Source organism: Streptomyces sp. NPDC017993 (assembly GCF_044328065.1).
Taxonomy (GTDB): domain Bacteria; phylum Actinomycetota; class Actinomycetes; order Streptomycetales; family Streptomycetaceae; genus Streptomyces.
Genome location: NZ_JBIRGO010000013.1, coordinates 226,062 through 247,412, shown reverse-complemented (window position 1 = coordinate 247,412; position 21,351 = coordinate 226,062). Strand labels below are relative to the sequence as shown.

Below are 21,351 nucleotides of genomic sequence, written 5' to 3'. Positions count from 1 at the left end.
AAAGCGGAACGCAAGCCACCGCACCGCGCCGGCGCCGCGCGACGACACCGGCCGCGGGACACGCGGGACCACCCACCGGGACCCTGCCCCGGGGCCGTTGTCGGTGGGGTGCGGCAGGATGGGCCGAATGAGTGGGACCGGAGATACGGCGGCCGCGCCGGGCGCGGACGACGAGGGCACGCCCGCCGCTGCTGCGCCCTCGGGGCACGGCGCCGGGCCCGTGGAGCTGCCGGAGTACGCCGAGCGGGTGCTCGGCGTCGCCGAGCTGATCCCGGCGGGCCGGGTGATGACCTACGGCGATGTCGCGGAGTGGCTGGCCGGGGAGGAACCACCGGCCGCGGCCGGCGAGGGAGGGGCGCGCCGCGTCGGCGGGCCCCGCCAGGTGGGGCGGGTGATGGCTCTCTACGGAGGTGCCGTGCCGTGGTGGCGGGTGGTCCGCGCGGACGGCGCGCTGCTGCCGGGCAGCGAGCTGCGCGCGCTGGCGCACTACCGGGACGAGGGCACACCCCTGCGCGGCGCGTCGCGGACCGCCGAGGGACACATACCGCGGCTCGACATGAGGCGGGCGCGATGGGACGGCCGGGACGTCGGGGACGCCCGGGATGTCGGGGACGGACGGGAGGCCGGGGCCCAGGACGCTGAGGACGGCCGGGACGACGAGCGTGACGCTCGGCACACCCGCGGGCGGCCCTGACCGCACCGCCCCCGCCATCGGCAGCGGGCCCACCGGGCCCGTCCGCACACCCACCGGATCCGCCCGCCCGGCCGTGGCGTCCGCTGCGACCCCGGCGCGGCCTGGCGTACCGTCGGGCACTGCCGTCACCGCCGCCCCGCCCCCGGGCGCGCGGCGCGCCTCGGCCCGTACCGCCGCTCCTCCCCGGGGCGCGCGGCGAGGCGTCACCCACCGCACCACGACCAGCACCCCCTTCCAGGACCGGCGATCCACGTGAGTTCCTCCTTCTCGGCCATCCCTCCGACGCAGCCGCACCGGGCGGCGCGGCGGGATGCCTCCGGCGCGTACCGACTGGTGCGTACCCCGCCGGGACCGGTGGATCCTCCTGTCTTGGACGCAGCCCAGCGCGCCGTGGTTGACCACCGGCACGGCCCGCTGCTGGTCCTCGCCGGGCCCGGCACGGGAAAGACGACGACGTTGGTGGAGTCCGTGGCGGAGCGGGTGCGCGCCGGCGGCGACCCCGAGCGGATCCTCGTCCTCACCTTCAGCCGCAAGGCCGCCGTCGCCCTCCGCGACCGGCTCGCCGCCCGCCTGGGACCGCACGCCCTGCCCGGCGGCCTCCCCGCGCAGGGCGGCCCCGCACGACGCGGCGGCGTCCCGCAGGCGACGACCTTCCACTCCTTCTGCTACGCCCTGGTCCGCGCCCACCAGGACGCCGACCTCTTCGCCGACCCCCTGCGGCTGCTGTCCGGCCCCGAGCAGGACCTCGTCGTCCGGGAACTCCTCGAAGGCCAGGCGGAGCTGGCAGCCGCCGGCCGCGCCCAGGTGCACTGGCCCGACGAGCTGCGCGCCTGCCTGACCACCCGCGGCTTCGCCGACGAGGTCCGCGCGGTACTCGCCCGCAGTCGCGAACTGGGCCTCGGCCCGGACGCCCTCGGCGCCTTCGCACGGCGCACCGGCCGGCCCGACTGGAACGCCGCGGCCGGCTTCCTCGCCGAATACCTCGACGTCCTGGACGCCCAGGGCGTGCTGGACTACGCCGAGCTGGTGCACCGGGCGGTACTGCTCGCCGAGCACGCCGACGTCGCGGCCCGGCTGGCCGCCACCTACGACGCGGTCTACGTCGACGAATACCAGGACACCGACGTCGCCCAGGTCCGGCTGCTGCGCGCCCTGGCCGGCCACCCCGCGGCGCGCACCCCAGGCACCCCGGGCCGCGCCCTCGTCGCCTTCGGAGACCCCGACCAGTCGATCTACGCGTTCCGGGGCGCCGACATCAACGGCATCCTCGAATTCCCCCGGACGTTCCCACGGGGCGACGGCTCCCCGGCACCCGTCGCGGTCCTGCGCACCTCCCGGCGCGCCGGCGCCACCCTGCTGGCCGCCACCCGACAGCTGACCCGCAGGATGCCCCTCACCCGGCTCCCGGCGCAGAAAGTGCGCGCCCACCGCGAGCCGACGCCCGTACGGGACGGGGGCCGCGTCGAGGCGTACACCTATCCGACGTCGGGCGCCGAACTCGACAACATCGCCGACATCCTGCGCCGCGCCCATCTGGAGGACGGCGTGCCGTGGGGCGAGATGGCCGTCCTCGTACGCGCCGGCGGGCGCTCCATCCCCTCCGTACGCCGCGCCCTCACCTCGGCCGGAGTGCCTCTGGACATCGACGGCGACGACCTGCCGCTGCGCCACGAACCGGCCGTCGCACCGCTCCTGGGCGCGCTGCGGGCCGCCGCCAGGGCGGCCCTGGACACCGGCCCGGCCGCCACCGGGATCGTCGAGCCCGCCACCGGGAACGATGCCGATGCCGAAACCGCCGCCGATGCCGCCGATGCCGATTTCGATATCGCCGAAGAGGCCGCCACCGATGCCGATTTCGGTACCGCCGAAGACGCCGCCGCCGAGGCCGCCGGTGAGGCGCCCGCCGCCCGGATCGACGCCGAAACCGCCATGGAGCTGCTCACCTCGCCCCTGGGCGGCATGGACTCCGCCGACCTGCGGCGCCTGGGCCGTGCCCTGCGCGAGGAGGAGCGCGCGGCCGGCCGCGCCCTGCCCCGCCCCTCCGACGAACTGATCGCCCGAGCCCTCGCCGAACCCCAGCGCCTGGTGGCCCACGACCCGGCGTACGCCCGGGGCGCCCAACGGCTCGGCCTCCTCCTGCGCAAGGCCCGCGAACTCCTCGCCGGCGGCGGCACCGCGGAAGCGGCGCTGTGGGAACTGTGGGACGGCACCCCCTGGCCGCAGCGCCTGGAGCGAGCGGCCCGACGCGGCGGCGCGGCCGGCCGCAACGCCGACCGGGACCTGGACGCGGTCGTCGCGCTCTTCGAGACCGCCGCCCGCGCCGAGGAACGCACCGGCGGCCGCGGCGCACTCAACTTCCTGGAGGAACTCGACGCCCAGGACATCGCCGCCGACACCCTCACCCGCCGCACCGTGCGCCCCGACGCCGTGCGCCTGATGACCGCCCACCGCTCCAAGGGCCTGGAATGGCGCCTCGTGGTCGTCGCCGGCGTACAGGAAGGGCTCTGGCCCGACCTGCGCCGCCGCGGCTCGCTCCTGGAAGCCGACCGGATCGGCCGCGACGGCCTCGCCGAACCCCTCACACCGGGCGCCCTGCTCGCCGAGGAGCGCCGGCTGTTCTACGTCGCCGCCACCCGCGCCGCCGAGCGCCTCGTGGTCACCGCCGTGAAGGCCGCGGCCGACGACGGCGACCAGCCGTCCCGCTTCCTCACCGAACTGGGCGTCGAGCCCCAGGACGTCACCGGCCGCCCCCGCCGCCCCCTCTCCGTCGCCGCCCTCGTCGCCGAGCTGCGCGCCACGACCGTCGACCCCGAGGCGAGCCCGGCGCTGCGCGAGGCCGCAGCCCAGCGGCTCGCCGAACTGGCGGCCCTGCGCGACGACGACGGCAACGCGCTGGTGCCCGCCGCCCACCCCGACAGCTGGTGGGGCCTGCACGAGGCGACCCACAGCGCCGTCCCGCTGCGCGACCGCGACCGGCCCGTCGTGCTCTCCGGCAGCGCGCTCGACCAGCTCGCCAACACCTGCTCCCTCCAGTGGTTCCTGGGCCGGGAGGTCAAGGCCGACACGCCGGCGACGGCGGCCCAGGGCTTCGGCAACGTCGTCCACGTCCTCGCCGACGAAGTCGCCTCCGGCCGTACGCCCGCCGACCTGACCGTCCTGATGGAACGCCTGGACTCCGTATGGGACGCGCTGGCCTTCGACGCGCCCTGGAAGTCCCGCCAGGAGAAGGACAACGCGCGCGCCGCCCTGGAGCGCTTCCTGCGCTGGCACGTCAACGAACGCGACGCCCGTGGCCGCGAGACCGTCGCCACCGAGCACGGCTTCGACGTCACCCTCGAAGCCGGCGACCACCAGGTCCGCATCCGCGGCAGCATGGACCACGTCGAACGCGACACCCAGGGACGCGCCTACGTCGTCGACTTCAAGACCGGCAAACAGAAACCGACAGGACCCGAGGTCGCCCGCCACCCCCAACTCGCCGTCTACCAGCTCGCGGTCCGCGAAGGCGCCCTCGACGACGCCTTCGAGGGCAGCACCCCGGGCCCCGGCGGCGCGGAACTGGTCCACCTGCGCCTGGGCGCGTCGCAGAAGGACGGCGGCGAGGCGCAGCCCACCGTCCAGGCCCAGCCGCCGCTGGAAGGGGAATGGGTCGGCGACCTGCTCGCCACGGCCGCGGGCCGCGTCCTGGAGGAACGGTTCACGCCCACCACCGGCACCCACTGCACCCACTGCACCTTCCGTGCCTCGTGCAGCGCCCAACCGGAGGGACGCCACGTGGTGGAGTGACGACCGCCACCAGCCGTTCCGCCCTTCCCGGGGGCGGCGGGTCACGGGAGCCGCGTACGTCTGTGGATCCGCGAGTCTGGGAGCCGCGTACGTCCCTGGAGCCGCAGGTCACGGGAGCCGTACGTCACACGGGCCGCCCGGCACAAGCGCACCACGACCGGCGGATGGACCGGCGGCCGCCCGCGCCCGAGCGGCCGCCCGCCGGGATTGTCAGTGGGGCCCGCTACGGTTTCCGATGTGCAGGCCCCCATCACCGACCCCGAGCAGCTCAAAGAGCTCCTCGGCATCCCGTTCACACCGGAGCAGACGGCGTGCATCACCGCCCCGCCCGCCCCGCAGGTCATCGTGGCCGGAGCCGGATCGGGAAAGACGACGGTGATGGCCGCGCGCGTGGTCTGGCTGGTGGGCACCGGGCAGGTCGCCCCAGAACAGGTCCTCGGGCTCACCTTCACCAACAAGGCCGCCGGCGAACTCGCGGAACGCGTCAGGGCGGCCCTCCTCGCCGCGGGCGTCACCGACCCCGACCCGCTCCCCGAAGGCCCCGGAGCCGACCAGCCCTCCGGAGAGCCACGGATCTCCACCTACCACGCCTTCGCCGGCCAGCTCCTCAAGGACCACGGCCTGCGCATCGGACTCGAACCGAGCGCCCGCCTCCTCGCCGACGCCACCCGCTTCCAGCTCGCCGCCCGCGTCCTGCGCGCCGCCCCCGGCCCCTATCCCACGCTCACCAAATCCCTGCCCTCCCTCGTCGAGGACCTCCTCGCCCTGGACGGCGAACTCGCCGAACACCTCGTCGACCCCGACCGGCTCCGCACCCACGACACCGAACTGCTCAGCACCCTCGACGGCGTCCGGCTTTCCAACGCCGACCTGCGAAAGGTCCCCGAAACCGCCCGCGGCCGCCGGGAACTCCTCGACCTCGTCGCCGCCTACCGCAGCGAGAAACGCCGCCGCGACCTGCTGGACTTCGGCGACCAGATCGCCCTGTCCGCGACGCTCGCCACCACCCGCCCCGACGTCGGCCGGATCCTGCGCGACGAGTTCCGCGTCGTCCTCCTCGACGAATACCAGGACACCTCCGTCGCACAGCGCCTGCTGCTCTCCGGCCTCTTCGGCGCCGGCACCGGCCACGCCGTCACCGCCGTCGGCGACCCCTGCCAGGCCATCTACGGCTGGCGCGGCGCCTCCGTCGCCAACCTCGACGACTTCCCCGCACACTTCCCCTTCGCCGACGGCGCCCCCGCCCACCGCTTCGCGCTGAGCGAGAACCGCCGCAGCGGCGGCCGGCTCCTCGACCTCGCCAACGGCCTCGCCGCACCCCTGCGCGACCTGCACGCCGGCGTCGAAGCCCTCCGCCCCGCCCCCGGCGCCGAACGCGACGGCATCGTCCGCTGCGCCCTGCTGCCCACCCACGCCGAGGAACTGTCCTGGATCGCCGACTCCCTCGCCCACCTCGTCCGCACCGGCACCCCGCCCGGTGAGATCGCGGTGCTCTGCCGGACCGCCGGCGACTTCGCCCGCATCCAGGGCGAACTGGTCGCCCGGGACGTCCCCGTCGAGGTTGTCGGCCTCTCCGGGCTGCTGCACCTCCCGGAGATCGCCGACCTCGTCGCCGTCTGCGAGGTGCTCCAGGACCCGACGGCCAACGCCTCCCTGGTCCGCCTGCTGATCGGCCCACGCTGGCGCATCGGCCCCCGCGACCTCGCCCTCCTGGGCCGCCGCGCCCGCACCCTCGCACACCACGGCGGCCCCTCCGACGACCCCGAACAACGCCTCGCCGAAGCCGTCGAAGGCGTCGACCCGGCCGAAACGATCTCCCTCGCCGACGCCCTCGACACCTTCCTGGAAGCCGAAGGACCCGACGACGGCCTGCCGTTCTCCGCCGACGCCCGGGTCCGCTTCGCCTACCTCGCCGCCGAACTCCGCGACCTGCGACGCTCGCTCAGCGACCCCCTGATGGACGTCCTGCACCGCGTGCTGGCCGTCACCGGGCTGGAAGTCGAACTGTCCGCGTCGCCGCACGCCCTCGCCGCCCGCCGCCGCGAAACACTCGGCACCTTCCTCGACACCGCCGCGGGCTTCGCCTCCCAGCAAGGCGGCTCTGCCCTCGACGGCGAGGCGACCCTGCCGGCCTTCCTGGGCTTCCTGCGCACTGCCGTCCAGCACGAAAAGGGCCTGGACAGCTCGCTCCCCGGCGGCGGCAACACCGTCAAGGTGCTCACCGCCCACAAGTCCAAGGGCCTCGAATGGGACGTCGTCGCCGTACCCGGCCTGGTCCGCAAGCAGTTCCCCAGCGAACAAGCCCGCGAATCCTGGATCACCCAGCCCAAGGTCCTCCCGCACGCCCTGCGCGGTGACCACGCCACCCTCCCCGACGTCGAGGACTGGACCGCCCGCGGCCTGAAGAACTTCAAGGAGGCGACGAAGCACCACCAGGAAACCGAGGAACTCCGCCTCGGCTACGTCACCTTCACCCGCCCCCGCTCCCTGCTCCTCGGCTCCGGCCACTGGTGGGGCCCCGACCAGAAACGGCCACGCGGCCCCTCCGCCTTCCTCGACGCGCTGCGCGCACACTGCGAGGCGGGCCACGGCGAGATCGAGGCATGGGCGGACGCCCCCGAGGAGGACGCGGCGAACCCCGCCCTCTCCGAAGCCGCCACCGAACAGGACTGGCCGCTGCCCCTGGATCCCACCGCCACCGCCCGCCGCCGCGCCGCGGCCGCCACAGTCCGTGCCCAGCTGGCCCGGCGCGAGCGGGCGGTCCCGCCGGGGGAGCCACGCCGGGCGGCCGCCGCCCGGGAGCCGGACCGGCCGAGCGGCGCGGAGTGGCAGGACGGCACGGCGTGGCAGGACGAGCCGGACTGGCCGGACGAGTCGCACTGGCCGGACGAGCCGGACCTGCGGGAGGCGCCGGGTGGTTCAGACACCGCACCGCACGCCGCCCCCGCAGCGCTCCTCGCGCACGACCCGGAATGGCCCCCGCCGCCGGACGACGCCCTGGAGGACGGACCCCCCACCGGGCCTGCCGGTCCCGATGTTGTCCCCGAAGCCGACCCCTTCGACGCCACCGAACCCTTCGAAGACCGATTCGATGACCGGTTCGAGGGTCCCCTTGGCGACCCCTTCGACAACCAGCCCGACGACCACCTCGGAGATCGCGCCGGAGATCGCTTCGGTGAGCCCCTCGGCACCCCCGAGGATTCCCCTGGAGCTGGAGCTGGAGCTGGAGCTGGAGCTGGAGCTGGAGCCGGAGCTGGTGCGGCTGCCGCCACCGGAACCGGTACCGCCCCGCCGCGGCCGCACATCGTCGCGCAGCGCTCAGCGCCGGGCAGCCCCCGAGCAGAGTCCGCAGCCCCCGCCGTCCCCGCAGCCTCCGCCGCCCCCGAAGCCCCTGCCGACCCCCTCGACGCGACCCCCCGCTCCCTCCTCCCCGAGGAACGCCGCACCGTCGGATCCTGGGACCGCGACCTCGGCGCCCTCGCCGCCGAACTCCGCCGCGCCCGCGCCACCGTCCGCGACGTCCCCCTGCCCTTCTCCCTCAGCGCTTCCCAGCTGCTCCGCCTCGCCGCCGACCCGGACGGCTTCGCGCGCGAGCTGGCCCGCCCCATGCCGCGCCCGCCCCAGCCCGCGGCCCGGCGCGGCACCCGCTTCCACGCCTGGGTCGAATCCCGTTTCGAAGAGCTGACACTGCCGTTCCTCGGCCCCGACGAGCTGCCCGGCGCCGAACCGGAAGAACACACCGAGATCGCCGACGAAGCCGAGCTGGAAGCCCTCAAGGAAGCCTTCGCCCGAACCCCGTACGCCCACCGCACCCCGTACCGCGTCGAGGCCCCCTTCCAGCTCACGCTCGCCGGCCGGCTGATCCGCGGCCGCATCGACGCCGTCTACAAGACCCCCGGCCCGGACGGCGACCGCTTCGAGATCATCGACTGGAAGACCGGCCGCACCCGCACCGCCGACCCACTCCAGCTGGCCATCTACCGCCTCGCCTGGGCCGAGCGCCACGGCCTGCGCCCCTCCGCCGTCGACGCCGCCTTCCTCTACGTCCGCAGCGGCGAGGTCGTCAGACCCGCACGGCTGCCCGGCAGAGCCGGGCTGGAGCGCATCCTGCTCGGTGAGACCGCCGACGGACCGACCCCGGAAGGCCGATAGGCTCGGTCGTATGAGCACCACCCCGGACAGCGCCGTCCGTGCGTACCTCACCAGCCGGCGCGACACCTTCCTCAGCGACCTCGGCGACTGGCTGCGCATCCCCTCCGTATCCGCCGATCCGGAGCGCGCCGACGATGTGCGCCGCAGCGCCCACTGGCTCGCCGCGAAGCTCGCCGAGACGGGCTTCCCGACCACCGAGGTCTGGGAAACCGACGGCCTGCCCGCCGTCTACGCGGAGTGGCCCTCCGGCGACCCGGCAGCCCCCACCGTGCTCGTCTACGGCCACCACGACGTACAGCCCGCCGCCCCCGAGGACGGCTGGCACACCGACCCCTTCGAGCCGCAGATCATCGACGGCAAGCTCTACGCCCGCGGCGCCGCCGACGACAAGGGCCAGGTCTTCTTCCACACCCTGGGCGTCCGCGCCCACCTCGCCGCGACGGGCCGTACCGCCCCCGCCGTCAACCTCAAGCTGCTCATCGAGGGTGAGGAGGAGTCCGGCTCACCGAACTTCCCGGCCCTCATCCAGAAGCACGCCGACCGCCTCGCCTGCGACACGGTGATCGTCTCCGACACCGGCATGTGGGCCGAGGACACCCCGACGGTCTGCACCGGCATGCGCGGCCTGACCGACTGCCAGGTCGACCTGTACGGCCCTGACCAGGACATCCACTCCGGCTCCTTCGGCGGCGCCGTACCCAACCCCGCCACCGAAGCCGCCCGCCTGGTCGCCGCCCTCCACGACGAAGAACGCCGCGTCACCATCCCCGGCTTCTACGACGGCGTGATCGAACTGACCGACCGCGAACGCGCCCTCTTCGCCGAGCTGCCGTTCGACGAAGCCGCATGGCTGCGCACCGCGCACTCCCACGCCACCCTCGGAGAGGCCGGCAGCACCACCCTGGAGCGCCTCTGGGCCCGCCCCACCGCCGAGGTCAACGGCATCGGCAGCGGCTATCAGGGCCCCGGCGGCAAGACCATCGTGCCGTCCACCGCCCAGCTCAAGCTGTCCTTCCGCCTGGTCGCCGGCCAGGACGCGGAGGCCGTCCAGCAGTCCGTCCGGGACTGGGTGGCCGCCCGGCTCCCCGCCGGCATCCGCCACGACATCACCTTCTGGGGCGCGACCCGGCCCTGCCTCACCCCGCTCGACCACCCCGCGCTCCAGTCCGTCGTCCGCGCCATGGGACGGGCCTTCGACCAGGAGATCCGCTTCACCCGCGAGGGTGGATCCGGGCCGGCCGCCGACCTTCAGGACGTCCTCGGCGTGCCGGTGCTGTTCCTCGGCATCTCCGTCCCCTCCGACGGCTGGCACGCCCCGAACGAAAAGGTGGAACTCGACCTGCTGATGAAGGGCGTCGAGACGGCCGCCCACCTCTGGGGTGACCTGGCGGAAAACTGGAGCACCGCTTGACCCGTGCTCTCCCCCGTAGCCTCAAGGGCACGGGAGGTGCCTCCATCGCTGGACCGTTCCACGCCCGCACGCAGCAACCACCCACACCATAGGGGGAGTTGGAAACAGCAGTGACCACCTGGACCGACCACAGCGCCGACCGGCCGCTCACCTTCAGCGCGCCGAGCGGAATCGACCGTTCCGCGCATCACCGCCTCGACGAAGCCTGGCTCGCGGCGGCCTGGAGCCACCCGACGACGCGCGTCTTCGTGGTGTCCGGCGGCCAGGCGCTGATCGACGACACCCCCGACGGCCGCACCGAACTGATCATGACGCCGTCCTTCGAGGCGCCGATGACCGAGGCGCACCGCTACTACCTCGGCACCGACGAAGACGGCGTCAGCTACTTCGCACTGCAGAAGGACTCACTCCCCGGCCGCATGGACCAGTCCGCGCGCCCCGCGGGCCTGCGCGAGGCCGGACTGCTGCTGTCGCCGCGGGACGCGGGATTGCTCGTCCACGCCGTGGCTCTGGAGAACTGGCAGCGCCTGCACCGCTTCTGCTCGCGCTGCGGCGAGCGCACGGTCATCGCGGCCGCCGGACACATCCGCCGCTGCCAGGCGTGCGGGGCCGAGCACTACCCGCGCACCGACCCGGCTGTGATCATGCTCGTCACCGACGAGGAGGACCGCGCCCTCCTCGGACGCCAGGTCCACTGGCCCGAGGGTCGCTTCTCCACCCTCGCCGGCTTCGTCGAGCCGGGGGAGTCCATCGAGCAGTCCGTGGCCCGGGAGGTCTTCGAAGAGGCCGGTGTGGTCGTCGGCGAGGTCGAGTACGTCGCCAGTCAGCCCTGGCCGTTCCCGTCCAGCCTGATGCTCGGCTTCATGGCCCGCGCCACGTCCTCCGAGATCCAGGTGGACGGGGAGGAGATCGAAGAGGCCCGGTGGTTCTCCCGTGAGGACCTGCGCGCCGCCTTCGAATCCGGCGAGGTCCTGCCGCCCTACGGCATCTCCATCGCAGCCCGCCTCATCGAACTCTGGTACGGCAAACCGCTCCCCAAGCCCTGAGGGGAAGGGGTGACGGTCGCGAATGCTCTCTCCGGTCCGAGGCCAGGGGGCCCGGGCGGCCGGGTGGGGCGCACGGCCGCGCCTAAGCAAGAGAGCGCCCGCAAGTGAGTGCGTCAGGGAGCCCCCAAGCGTCGGGGGAGCCCCAAAAAACAAGGCCGCCGGCCGGTCCGTTGAACAAACGAACCGATCGGCGGCCCTGTGAAGCCGCTCACTGCGCGTGGGCTCAGGCACCGACCTTCTGCTTGACCTGCGCCAGCGACGGGTTCGTCAGCGTCGAACCGTCAGGGAAGAGCACGGTCGGCACCGTCTGGTTGCCGCCGTTCGCCTTCTCCACGAAGGCCGCGGACTCCGGGTCGGTCTCGATGTTGATCTCGGTGTACGCGATGCCCTCGCGGTCCATCTGGCCCTTCAGCCGACGGCAGTAACCGCACCAGGTCGTGCTGTACATCGTCACAGTGCCCGCCATGCGTCCCGCGCTCCTTCGATAAGTCTGGGTTCGATGCCGCCGGGAGCCGTGGCCGGCATGGCGACAAGGGAAAGAACGCACACCGACCCCAGACCATTCCCGAGCCCCCCGCCGGCCTGGTCCAACCGGCTCCCAGCAGGTTCGAACTCTGCCCGCTCCCGCCGCGTGGGTTCGCTGCCGGCCGGCAAGGGCGGCTCCAGGTGCCGGCCGGCACCTGGAGCCGCCCTCGGACCAGCTCGGAGCGCCTGGGACGGCTCCTGCTGGTCGGGGGAGGCCCCGCTCAACTCAGCCGCCCCGCTCCCCCTCCCTGGGGGCCCGCCCCGCCCCCGCTCCCCCCGGGGGCCCGCCCCGCCCCCACCCTCCGCCTGGCCCCCGCGCCCTGATGCCGCCGCCCTATTCCTGTCCCACCTCAGGACGCCGCTGTCCTCCGAATCTCCCTGCACGAGGCCACCAGAAGCTCGTCCCCGTGGCCACCAGGGCTCGCCCCCGCATCCACCCCCTTCGTCGATCCCCACCACCGGGCTTCGGTGGCGTGGCCGCCGAGACACAGAAAACCAGGCCGGCGCGGTCTCGGGTCGTCGTTCGTCCACAGGGCTGGGGGCTCGTATGACCGCATTCCCTGCAGCTGTGGACAACGTTCCCGGGCCGCTTCGCGGACCTGGCAGCATGGCGGGGTGACACCAGCAACGGACTCCTCCCTCTTCCCGCAGGTCCCCGACTCTCCCGACGCGGTGCTCGACGGCCTCGACCCCGAGCAGCGTGAGGTGGCGACGGCCCTGAACGGTCCGGTGTGTGTGCTGGCCGGTGCCGGCACGGGCAAGACCCGCGCGATCACCCACCGCATCGCGTACGGCGTGCGGGCCGGGATTCTCCAGCCCGCCAGTGTGCTGGCCGTCACCTTCACCGCGCGGGCGGCCGGCGAGATGCGTGGACGGCTGCGCCAGCTGGGGGCGGGCGGTGTGCAGGCAAGGACGTTCCACTCGGCGGCCCTGCGCCAGCTCCAGTTTTTCTGGCCCAAGGCGGTCGGTGGGGAGGTGCCGCGGCTGCTGGAGCGCAAGATCCAGCTCGTCGCGGAGGCCGCCGCCCGCTGCCGCATCCGGCTGGACCGCAACGAGCTGCGCGATGTCACGGGCGAGATCGAGTGGTCCAAGGTCACGCAGACCGTCCCCGCCGACTACCCGGCCGCGGTGGTGAAGGCAGGCCGTGACGCCCCGCGGGACCCGGCCGAGATCGGGCAGATCTACGGCACCTACGAACAGCTCAAGCGGGACCGCGGCACCATCGATTTCGAGGATGTGCTGCTGCTCACCGTCGGCGTCCTGCAGGACCGACACGACATCGCCGAGCAGGTCCGCTCGCAGTACCAGCACTTCGTCGTCGACGAATACCAGGACGTCAGCCCGCTCCAGCAGCGGTTGCTCGACCTGTGGCTGGGCGACCGCGACAGCCTCTGCGTGGTCGGCGACGCCAGTCAGACGATCTACAGCTTCACCGGCGCCACCCCCGACCACCTGCTCAACTTCCGCACCCGTCATCCGAACGCGACGGTCGTGAAGCTCGTCCGCGACTACCGCTCCACGCCACAGGTCGTCCACCTCGCCAACGCTCTGCTGTCGCAGGCCAAGGGCCGGGCCGCCGAGCACCGCCTGGAGCTGGTCTCGCAGCGCGAGGCCGGGCCCGAGCCCGCCTACGTGGAGTACGCCGACGAGCCCGCCGAGGCGGAGGGCACCGCCCGCCGCATCCGTGACCTCATCGCCTCCGGTGTGCCTGCCGGCGAGATCGCTGTTCTCTTCCGTATCAACGCCCAGTCGGAGGTCTACGAGCAGGCGCTCGCCGATGTCGGTGTGCCGTATCAGCTGCGCGGTGCCGAGCGGTTCTTCGAGCGGCCCGAGGTGCGTGAGGCGGGCATCAAGCTGCGGGGGGCCGCCCGCTTCGGTTCCAACGACGCGCTGCTCGACGATGCCGTCGACCTGCCGTCCGAGGTGCGGGCGGTGCTCAGCGATATGGGCTGGACCGGTGAGCCGCCCGCGGGTTCCGGGGCGGTCCGGGACCGCTGGGAGTCCCTGGCGGCGCTGGTCAGGCTCGCGGAGGACTTCGCCAGGGCCCGCCCCTCGGCGACCCTCGCCGACCTCGTCGCCGAGCTGGACGAACGCGCCAACGTTCAGCACGCCCCGACCGTCGAGGGGGTGACGCTCGCCTCGCTGCACGCCGCGAAGGGCCTGGAGTGGGATGCCGTCTTCCTGGTCGGCCTCACCGAGGGCATGATGCCGATCACCTACGCCAAGAGCGATGAGCAGATCGAGGAGGAGCGCCGGCTCCTCTACGTCGGCGTCACTCGCGCCCGCCTGCATCTGGGTCTGTCCTGGTCGCTGGCGCGCTCTCCCGGCGGCCGGGCCTCGCGGCGGCCCAGCCGGTTCCTCAGCGGCCTGCGGCCCGGCTCCGGCGCGTCGGCCGGGCGCCGCGTGCCGGGCGCGGCCGTGGGTGGTGTGGAGCGCGGTGCCGAGGCGGCGGGGGCGAGACGGCGCAAGCCTCGCGGCCCCGCGCGCTGCCGTGTCTGCAACAAGACGCTCACGGACGCGGGCGAGATGAAGCTGATGCGCTGCGAGGACTGTCCTTCGGATCTCGACGAGGCGCTGTACGAGCGGCTGCGTGACTGGCGGGCCGACCAGGCCGGCCGGCTGAGCCAGCCCGCGTATTGCGTGTTCACCGACAAGACGCTGATGGCGATTGCCGAGGCGGTGCCGGGAACCGAAGCGGAGCTTGCGGGCATCTCAGGAGTGGGACGGCGCAAGCTGGACCGCTTCGGTACGGATGTGCTGGCGCTCTGCGCCGGCGAGGAGCTCGCGGGCGCCTCGGAGGACGACTCCGAGGACGGCGCGGAAAACTCGTCGGAAAAATAGTTTGCGCGCGCGGAGCGCGGCCCCATAGCCTTCGGGAGCACGGAGACGACGGGCTTCCGAGTTCCGATGGATCCGTGCTGTACTTGAACATGTTTGGAACGGGATTCCCGCTCCACCGAGACGCCGAGAGGAGGCGAGCCCAGTGATCAGCATTATCGAGATGGACAAAATGACCGATCTCTCGGTCGTCGCCCCCTGCGCTCTCGGCTCCTCGCTCCTTGGCACCGGTCTGTCCGGCTTCGGCCGCCTGTCCGGTTCCGAGGTCGCGCGCCCCGAGTCCCTCGCCGTCCTGACGGCCGGCGAGCGCACCGCGCGACCGAGCGAGGCACCTGCGGTAGCAGCGGCGGCAGTGGCGAATGCCTTTGCCTTCGAGGCGGCCAATGGTGCCGGATCCCCGAAGACGTACCAGACGAAGCATGAAATGTGGGCCTACCGCGGCCTCGAACCCTGGAGAGATCCAGCCTGATCGGCACGATCAGGTCGGCACCTTCCAGGGCCGCGGAACCCACACCGGGATCCGCGGCCCTTTTGTTTTGCCCCACGCGCCCAGCCACCAGCCGGGCCGAACAGACGAGGAACACACCACCGTGCAACTCCAGACGCACACCCCGTCCGTAGCGACCGACCTGATCCCTCCGCCCGACCCTCAGGAGAACTCCTTGCTGCCCCTCACCGAGCTCGACGACGAGATCGACCGCCTCGGCGCCGCTGTTCCGTGCCGCACCTACGACCCCGAGGTCTTCTTCGCCGAGTCCCCGGCCGACGTCGAGTACGCCAAGACGCTGTGTCAGACCTGCCCCGTCCGTGAGGCATGTCTCGCCGGTGCCAAGGACCGTCGTGAGCCGTGGGGCGTCTGGGGCGGAGAGCTCTTCGTCCAGGGCGTCGTCGTGCCGCGGAAGCGTCCGCGTGGCCGTCCGCGCAAGAACCCGGTCGCGGCATGAACACCACCGGCACAGGAACGATCGACCGTCCCGTCACACGGGATCCCAAGAAGCAGGACCCCACGATGAACCCCTCTTTCACCGAGACACCCGCCCCCGTGAACTCCGGCTCGATCGAGTCGCGTCAGAACAGGAACCTCGAAATGCAACTCATCCCAGAAGCCCTGGCCCGTGCGCATATGCATGAACGCCTCCAAGAGGCGGAGAGCGAACGCAGGGCCCACCGGCTCGCCGCCGCGCGGCGTATGCAGCGTCGCGCCGAACGCGCGTCGCTGCGTGCCCGCCGCGCGCTGGCCATGGCCGTGATGCAGTAACGCGACACAGTCGTGCCGCGCCGCCACGGGGTCCGTCCGAGAGGGCGGGCCCCGTGGTGCGTTGTATCCGTCTTCGTGAGGTTGACGGGGATATCGTCGGATGGTGGACCAGAGGACGCATGAACAGCCGGAGTTGAGCGCAGAGAGCATGGTGTGCGCCCGCTGTGGCGCGGTCGCCGAGGGTGCCCCGCCGACCTGGACCTGCTCCGTCGAGAACGGTGAGCGCCGCTACTTCTGCGACGGTTGCGCGCGGGAGAACATCCGGGCCATCGAGGGTCGGCTGGATTCGACCTGGTGGTGAGCTCCGGCGCCACCCGGCCCTCCGGGAGGGCCGCGCCCCGACGACGCTCGGCACCGGTGGCCGGAGACGCTCCGGTTGTGATCGCCGCGGAGCGAAGAGGTCCGGGCGGCCGGTGTGCCGACCGGACCGGTGTGCTCAGGCGGTGCTCTCCTCGACGGTGTCCTCCGCGGCCTCCTCGGTGAGGTGCTCGCCGAACTCCGCGACCTCCGCTTCCTCGGCGGCCATGAATCCGGGCATCCACGCCTCCAGCTCCTCGCGCAGCCGGACCGTCGCCCCCAACTGGCACAGGACTCCGATGGTGCTCAGGGTGACCCGGTGAATCAGGAGGTAGGCGGGTGGCAGGTTGAGTCGTTTGGCCAACTGGTACGCGGGGGAGCGGGGATCGCCGATCCGGGCGGCCTGGTTCCGCATCCAGCTCCGGGTGAAGGTGAATTCCTCCACCTGTGCCGGTTCGATGATCGGCAGGAGATAGTCGAGGACCGCGTCCGGGTCCAGGTCCATGGTCTCCTTGACGAAGCCCTCCTGACACAGCTGCTGATAGACCGCCTCGGCCTCGCCGTCCAGCGTCATCCGCAGTGAGGTGCCGATCGTCGGGGGGAGGCCCTCGGGCAGCCGGTCGACGGTGCCGAAGTCCAGCACGCCGAGACGCCACTCCTCCCCGCTTCCCTCCGGGTCGTCCTTGGGCAGCAGCCGGAAGTTGCCGGGGTGCGGGTCGGCGTGCAGCAGGCCGGTACGGGCAGGTCCGGAGAAGAGGAAGCGCGCCAGCAGCTGGCCGGCCCGGTCCCGCTGCTCGTCGGTGCCGTCCGCGATCACCTCGGACAGCGGCACCCCGTCCATCCACTCGGTGACCAGCACCTGGTCGCTCTGGTGCACCACGGCCGGCACCCGTACATCCGGATCGTCGGCGAACTCCTCGGCGTGCGCACGCTGAGCCTCCGCCTCCAGGCCGTAGTCCAGCTCCTCCGACACCCGGTCGCGCAGCTCGGTGATCAGCGGCTTGATGTCCATCCCGGGGATCAGCGGACCCAGCAGCCGGGCGAAGCGGCTCAACTGCGACAGGTCCGACAGCAGGGCCTGGCCCGCCCCCGGATACTGCACCTTCACGGCCACCTCGCGGCCGTCGTGCCACACCGCCCGGTGGACCTGCCCGATCGACGCCGCGGCGGACGGCTTGTCCTCGAACTCCTCGAACAGCTCCCGCCAGTCCTCGCCGAGGCGTTCCGCCAGCACGGAGTGGACCGTGGTCGTCGGCATCGGCGGCGCCGCTTCCTGAAGTTTGGTCAGGGCGGCGCGGTACGGGCCGGCGATCTCCTCGGGCAGCGCCGACTCGAAGACGGACAGCGCCTGCCCGAACTTCATCGCACCGCCCTTGAGTTCCCCGAGCACCTTGAAGAGCTGTTCCGCGGTGCGCTGTTGAAGCTCTCGGCCGACGATCTCGGCGGATCTGCCGCCGATCCGCTTGCCCAGGCCCCAGGTGGCGCGGCCGGCGAACCCCAGTGGCAGCGCGGCCAGCTTGGCGGTGCGGGTGACCGCCTTGCGGGGAAGATCAGACATGCGCCCCTCCAACTCACACTGTCCCCCTACCGGGGTTACTCCGTCATTGTGGCGTGTTGTGGCCGCGGATCCGAGGGGCCCGCCCCACAAGTGAAGCGAGCTGCACCGCATTCGCACTCCGGATGCGGTTCGATCCGCACCGTCCGTACGTCCGCGCACGGCAGCGCGACCTCCATCCGTGCACCCGTGCAAGGCGGCAGACCGCCGTCGAGAAACGTCAGCGCCTGCACGGCGGCCAGCCCCGCCACCACCGTCGCCAGTGCGGCGTCGCAAGCCGGTACCGCAGGCGATGCGCGTCCCGAACGCCACTGCGCGAGCAGCCGCGGCCAGGCCGGTTCCTCCTCCGTACGCCGCAGCTCGTCGCAGCGCGCGCATGCCGAACCGCCGGGCAGTACCAGAGGCCCCACCACACCCGTGCCCTCGATCACGCCCGCGTAAAGGTGTGGGATTCCGGCGGTGAGGAGCGGCTCGGACAGCACCGGGTCGGGGGCGTAGGCGCCGAGGCCGTCGCGTGGGGTGAGCACCGTCAGCGACAGGCCGGGTTCGCCGGAGTCGCTCACCGGGACGCGCGGGCGGGGTCTGCGGGCCCAGGGGGACGACTGGTGGACCAGTCGCCGGGCCGCCACGTCGCGCCGGTCGCCGATCCGCTCCGCGGGCAGCCCGCCCGGTGTGACGTCCCCGGGCGCGACCGAACCGCCGTCCAGCACGTCCACCCGGCCGATCCCCGCGGCCGAGAGCAGCGCCGCGACCTGGGCCCCCACCCGCCCCGTACCGCGGACCCGGACACGGACGGCCCGGCGAGCCCCTATCCGGCCGAGTGCGCCGGCGGCTTCCGGGTGCTGTACCGACAGGGACGCCAGGTCGGGGCGGAGTCGTTCGCACGCGGGGCCGTCGGCCCGGACCGCGTCGGCCGCCGGTCCGCCCGCGGTCGGTGCCTCCAGCAGCCCGGCGGCGCCGAGCCGGTCGACGACGCCCCGGGCGTGTCGGGGAGGCAGGTCCAGCGACCGGGCCTCCTCGACCAGCTGCTGCATGTTCCTGGTGCCGTCGATCATTGAGAGGAAGCTGCCGGTGGCGGTGTCGACCGGGCCGACCACCACCGCGTGCGCCGGCGCCACGCCGAACCGCACCGTTTCCCTGTCCCGCCAGCCGCGCCGCAGCGCGGGCTTGAGCATCGGATGCATGCATCCGCCCCCCGTCCGTCGTCGTCCTTCGTCGTCCGGCTGTCAGCATGCGCCGTGCGCCGCGGCGGTGCGGAAAGTTGTCCACAGGCGGTGGGTAATAGTCGTACAAGCCGTGCCCGCCATGGAGTGTTTCGCACGCGAACCGTCCGTGGGGCGGGACTTCCCGCAGCTCCAGCGGGTAACGTCGGGCACGTGCCCGCCGACTCTTCCCCTCGCGGCTCCGGGGAGACGCCCTTGCGCCGTGCCGCAGAAAGCTCGCGCCGGGCTGCTCCGAGCCCGACGGTGCGCAGCTCAGGCACGAGTGCGGTCGAGGTGCGCCGCAGCTCGCGGCGGCGCAGGACGGTCTCCGCGTACCGCGAGGGCGACCGCACCGTTGTCCTGATTCCGGCCCGTATGTCCGAGGCCGAGGAGCGGCGCTGGGTCACCGTCATGCTGGACAAGCTCGCCGCCCAGGAGAGCAAGCGCATGCTGGGCGACGGCGAGCTGGCCGAGCGGGCCGAGCGGCTGTCCGGCCAGTATCTGGAAGGCAGGGCCCGCGCTGTCTCGGTGCGCTGGGTGACCAACCAGAACACGCGGTGGGGATCGTGCACCCCCGCGGAGGGCAGCATCCGTCTTTCGCACCGCTTGCAGGGCATGCCGGAGTACGTCATCGACTACGTCCTGCTGCACGAGCTCGCGCACCTCCTCGTCCCCGGCCACGGGCCGCGGTTCTGGCGGTTGCTGGAGTCCTACCCGCGTACGGAGCGGGCCCGCGGCTATCTCGAAGGTGTGGTCGCGGCGGACCGGCTGCCGCATCTGCCCGTCGCCCGCGGCGAATGAGAGCGGTGCGCGGAATTTTCCACCGCGCCCCGGCATCGCCCGTTGTCGGCGCCAGCGGTTAGCCTGGCGCGCACAGGAACTCACAGCGGGAGCGGGGGACGGTCGTTACGTATGGCCAGGGAATTCCAGCGGGGCCACAAGGCCAAGATCAGTGACCTGACACCGGGGACGGATCTGTACGTCGGTGTGCAGATCGCCGGGTCCGGCCTCACTTTCGACATCAGCTGCTTCGGTCTCGACGCGAACGAGCGGCTGTCCGACGACCGTTACTTCATCTTCTTCAACCAGCCGAAGTCGCCGGAGGAGGCGATCCAGCAGCTGGGCCCGCAGGCCGGTGACACCGAGTCCTTCCGGGTCACCCTGGACCGCATCCCGCAGCAGGTGCAGAAGCTGTCCTTCACCGCGGCGCTGGACGGCGCGGGCCAGTTGTCGCAGATCGGCCCCGGCTACATCCGCATCGTCGCCGGCGGCGAAGAAGTCGCCCGCTACTCCTTCGACGGCAGCGAATTCAGCACCGAGCGCGCCGTCATGCTGGGCGATTTCTACCTCAAGGACGTGTGGCGGTTCGCCGCGGTCGGCCAGGGGTTCGACGGTGGCCTGGATGCGCTGCTGAAGAACTTCGGCGGTGAGGTCGCGGAGGAAGCGGAAGCCGAGCAGCCTCCCGCCGCTCAGGCCGTCCCCGGGTTCGCGCCGCCGGCCGGGGCCGCCCACGCGCCGTCGTTCGCGGCCCCGGCCGCCCACGTACCGCCGCAGCCCGCGCCGGACTTCGGCCCGCCGCAGGGCGCTCCGCAGACTGCCGCGCAGCCGCCGCAGTCCGTGCCACAGTCTCCGCAGCCGACCGTCCCGCAGCCGCAGCAGCCCACCGTTCCGCAGGTCCACAGCGCGCCGACCATCGCCGCGCCGCTGGCCCCGCCCGGTGGCCCGGTCCCGCCGCCCGGCGTTCCCGGGCAGCCGCCGCAGGCGCCCTACGGCCAGCCCGCGCCGCAGGCTCCGTATGGTCAGCCGGCCCCGGGTGGGTACGGCGGACAGCCGGGCCAGTATGCGGCGCAACCCGCCCCCTACGGCCAGCAGCCCCCGGGCGCCCCGCATCCGGGCCAGACCCCGGTGCCCCAGGGCGGCGGCCCCGATCTGGGCACCGTCCTGGAGAAGTACAAGGAAGCCCCGACCGGTCAGCGCTGGACGCCGCAGAACCCCAAGCTCATCCGCGTCGACCTCGGCGTCGAAGGCCGGCCGGTGCTCGCCCGACAGGGCAGCATGGTGCTCTACCAGGGCAAGGTCGACTTCAGCTACAAGGGCGCGGGATTCCGCGGCCGGATCGTCGGCAACGCCACCGGCCAGGAAATGCAGCTCATGCGCTGCTCGGGCCAGGGCCAGGTGTTCTTCGCCGAGAACGGCGCCCACATCCACCCCATCGAGCTGCAGGGCGACGCCATCTGCGTGTCGGCCGAGAGCGTCCTCGCCTTCGACGAGTCGCTGCAGCACGAGATCCGCCGCATCGAGGGACACGGCATCCCCGGTGGCGCCCTGTTCACGATGCAGTTCCAGGGGACGGGCACCGTCGTCGTCAAGACCCAGGGGATGCCGGTCGTGCTGCCGGTCACCCCGACCACCTTCGCCGACGCCAACGCCATCGTGGCCTGGTCCGCGGCCTCGCAGGTGATCATCTCCAGCCAGGTGAGCCTGCGCCGCCAGGCCTACCCCGGCCACTCCGGCGAGACCGTGAACCTCCAGTTCCGGGGCGCGCCGGGGAACTTCATCGTCGTCCAGCCCTACGAGGTCTGAGGGA

15 protein-coding genes are annotated in these 21,351 nt (G+C 72.9%); 12 read left to right on the top strand and 3 right to left on the bottom strand.

Annotated features, from left to right (window positions below; translation table 11 throughout):
* Positions 1-127 precede the first annotated feature (127 nt).
* The 5 genes from ACH4FH_RS24665 (at position 128) to nudC (ending at position 11,089) form a co-directional block, all read left to right on the top strand.
* Positions 128-694 carry an MGMT family protein gene (locus ACH4FH_RS24665; protein WP_398558038.1) on the top strand — a complete coding sequence of 189 codons (567 nt, stop codon included), beginning with the start codon at positions 128-130 and terminating at the stop codon, positions 692-694.
* 252 nt (positions 695-946) lie between these two features.
* Positions 947-4,480, top strand: a complete 3,534-nt coding sequence (locus ACH4FH_RS24660; protein ID WP_398558037.1) for an ATP-dependent helicase — start codon at positions 947-949, stop codon at positions 4,478-4,480.
* A gap of 237 nt (positions 4,481-4,717) precedes the next feature.
* Positions 4,718-8,632 carry an ATP-dependent helicase gene (locus ACH4FH_RS24655; RefSeq protein WP_398558036.1) on the top strand — a complete coding sequence of 1,305 codons (3,915 nt, stop codon included), beginning with the start codon at positions 4,718-4,720 and terminating at the stop codon, positions 8,630-8,632.
* A gap of 10 nt (positions 8,633-8,642) precedes the next feature.
* Positions 8,643-10,043, top strand: a complete 1,401-nt coding sequence (locus ACH4FH_RS24650) for a dipeptidase (protein WP_398558035.1) — start codon at positions 8,643-8,645, stop codon at positions 10,041-10,043.
* 110 nt (positions 10,044-10,153) lie between these two features.
* Positions 10,154-11,089 (top strand): NAD(+) diphosphatase, encoded by a 936-nt coding sequence (gene nudC / locus ACH4FH_RS24645; protein WP_398558034.1) that lies wholly within the window; start codon positions 10,154-10,156, stop codon positions 11,087-11,089.
* Between the two features lie 223 nt (positions 11,090-11,312).
* Here nudC and ACH4FH_RS24640 read toward each other — a convergent pair whose 3' ends face one another.
* Positions 11,313-11,555, bottom strand: a complete 243-nt coding sequence (locus tag ACH4FH_RS24640; protein WP_393896663.1) for a mycoredoxin — start codon at positions 11,553-11,555, stop codon at positions 11,313-11,315.
* Between the two features lie 674 nt (positions 11,556-12,229).
* Between ACH4FH_RS24640 and ACH4FH_RS24635 the strand changes: the two genes are divergently transcribed.
* The 5 genes from ACH4FH_RS24635 to ACH4FH_RS24615 all read left to right on the top strand — a co-directional run bounded on the left by ACH4FH_RS24635 (position 12,230) and on the right by ACH4FH_RS24615 (position 16,011).
* The gene (locus ACH4FH_RS24635) at positions 12,230-14,455 is read left to right on the top strand and encodes an ATP-dependent DNA helicase UvrD2 (RefSeq protein ID WP_398558033.1); all 2,226 of its coding nucleotides are present in this window, start codon (positions 12,230-12,232) and stop codon (positions 14,453-14,455) included.
* A 142-nt stretch (positions 14,456-14,597) separates the two neighbouring features.
* A complete protein-coding gene (locus ACH4FH_RS24630) occupies positions 14,598-14,921 on the top strand; it encodes a hypothetical protein (protein WP_398558032.1) in 324 nt (107 codons plus the stop codon).
* Between the two features lie 121 nt (positions 14,922-15,042).
* The gene (locus ACH4FH_RS24625; RefSeq protein WP_026169602.1) at positions 15,043-15,396 is read left to right on the top strand and encodes a WhiB family transcriptional regulator; all 354 of its coding nucleotides are present in this window, start codon (positions 15,043-15,045) and stop codon (positions 15,394-15,396) included.
* Complete coding sequence (locus ACH4FH_RS24620) at positions 15,393-15,710, top strand: hypothetical protein (RefSeq protein WP_398558031.1); 318 nt, start codon at positions 15,393-15,395, stop codon at positions 15,708-15,710. The genes ACH4FH_RS24625 and ACH4FH_RS24620 overlap by 4 nt, the downstream gene beginning before the upstream one ends.
* 100 nt (positions 15,711-15,810) lie before the next feature.
* The gene (locus ACH4FH_RS24615; RefSeq protein WP_398558030.1) at positions 15,811-16,011 is read left to right on the top strand and encodes a hypothetical protein; all 201 of its coding nucleotides are present in this window, start codon (positions 15,811-15,813) and stop codon (positions 16,009-16,011) included.
* A 135-nt stretch (positions 16,012-16,146) separates the two neighbouring features.
* Here the strand turns inward: ACH4FH_RS24615 and ACH4FH_RS24610 are convergent, their stop codons facing one another.
* A complete protein-coding gene (locus ACH4FH_RS24610) occupies positions 16,147-17,565 on the bottom strand; it encodes an ABC1 kinase family protein (RefSeq protein ID WP_398558029.1) in 1,419 nt (472 codons plus the stop codon).
* A gap of 35 nt (positions 17,566-17,600) precedes the next feature.
* Positions 17,601-18,746 (bottom strand): ThiF family adenylyltransferase, encoded by a 1,146-nt coding sequence (locus tag ACH4FH_RS24605; protein ID WP_398558028.1) that lies wholly within the window; start codon positions 18,744-18,746, stop codon positions 17,601-17,603.
* A 192-nt stretch (positions 18,747-18,938) separates the two neighbouring features.
* Here ACH4FH_RS24605 and ACH4FH_RS24600 point away from each other — a divergent pair, with 192 nt between their 5' ends.
* Both ACH4FH_RS24600 and ACH4FH_RS24595 read left to right on the top strand, forming a co-directional pair.
* The gene (locus ACH4FH_RS24600) at positions 18,939-19,565 is read left to right on the top strand and encodes a M48 family metallopeptidase (RefSeq protein WP_398558027.1); all 627 of its coding nucleotides are present in this window, start codon (positions 18,939-18,941) and stop codon (positions 19,563-19,565) included.
* A gap of 111 nt (positions 19,566-19,676) precedes the next feature.
* Positions 19,677-21,347, top strand: a complete 1,671-nt coding sequence (locus tag ACH4FH_RS24595) for a TerD family protein (RefSeq protein ID WP_398558026.1) — start codon at positions 19,677-19,679, stop codon at positions 21,345-21,347.
* Positions 21,348-21,351: the final 4 nt, after the last annotated feature.

Excerpts from the sequence above, each read along its gene's own strand:
- ACH4FH_RS24615 (WP_398558030.1), top strand. The coding sequence starts at position 15,811 with ATGGTGGACCAGAGGACGCATGAACAGCCGGAGTTGAGCGCAGAGAGC.
- ACH4FH_RS24620 (WP_398558031.1), top strand. The coding sequence starts at position 15,393 with ATGAACACCACCGGCACAGGAACGATCGACCGTCCCGTCACACGGGAT.
- ACH4FH_RS24650 (WP_398558035.1), top strand. The coding sequence starts at position 8,643 with ATGAGCACCACCCCGGACAGCGCCGTCCGTGCGTACCTCACCAGCCGG.
- ACH4FH_RS24610 (WP_398558029.1), bottom strand. The coding sequence starts at position 17,565 with ATGTCTGATCTTCCCCGCAAGGCGGTCACCCGCACCGCCAAGCTGGCC.
- ACH4FH_RS24665 (WP_398558038.1), top strand. The coding sequence starts at position 128 with ATGAGTGGGACCGGAGATACGGCGGCCGCGCCGGGCGCGGACGACGAG.
- ACH4FH_RS24640 (WP_393896663.1), bottom strand. The coding sequence starts at position 11,555 with ATGGCGGGCACTGTGACGATGTACAGCACGACCTGGTGCGGTTACTGC.
- ACH4FH_RS24605 (WP_398558028.1), bottom strand. The coding sequence starts at position 18,746 with ATGCATCCGATGCTCAAGCCCGCGCTGCGGCGCGGCTGGCGGGACAGG.
- ACH4FH_RS24595 (WP_398558026.1), top strand. The coding sequence starts at position 19,677 with ATGGCCAGGGAATTCCAGCGGGGCCACAAGGCCAAGATCAGTGACCTG.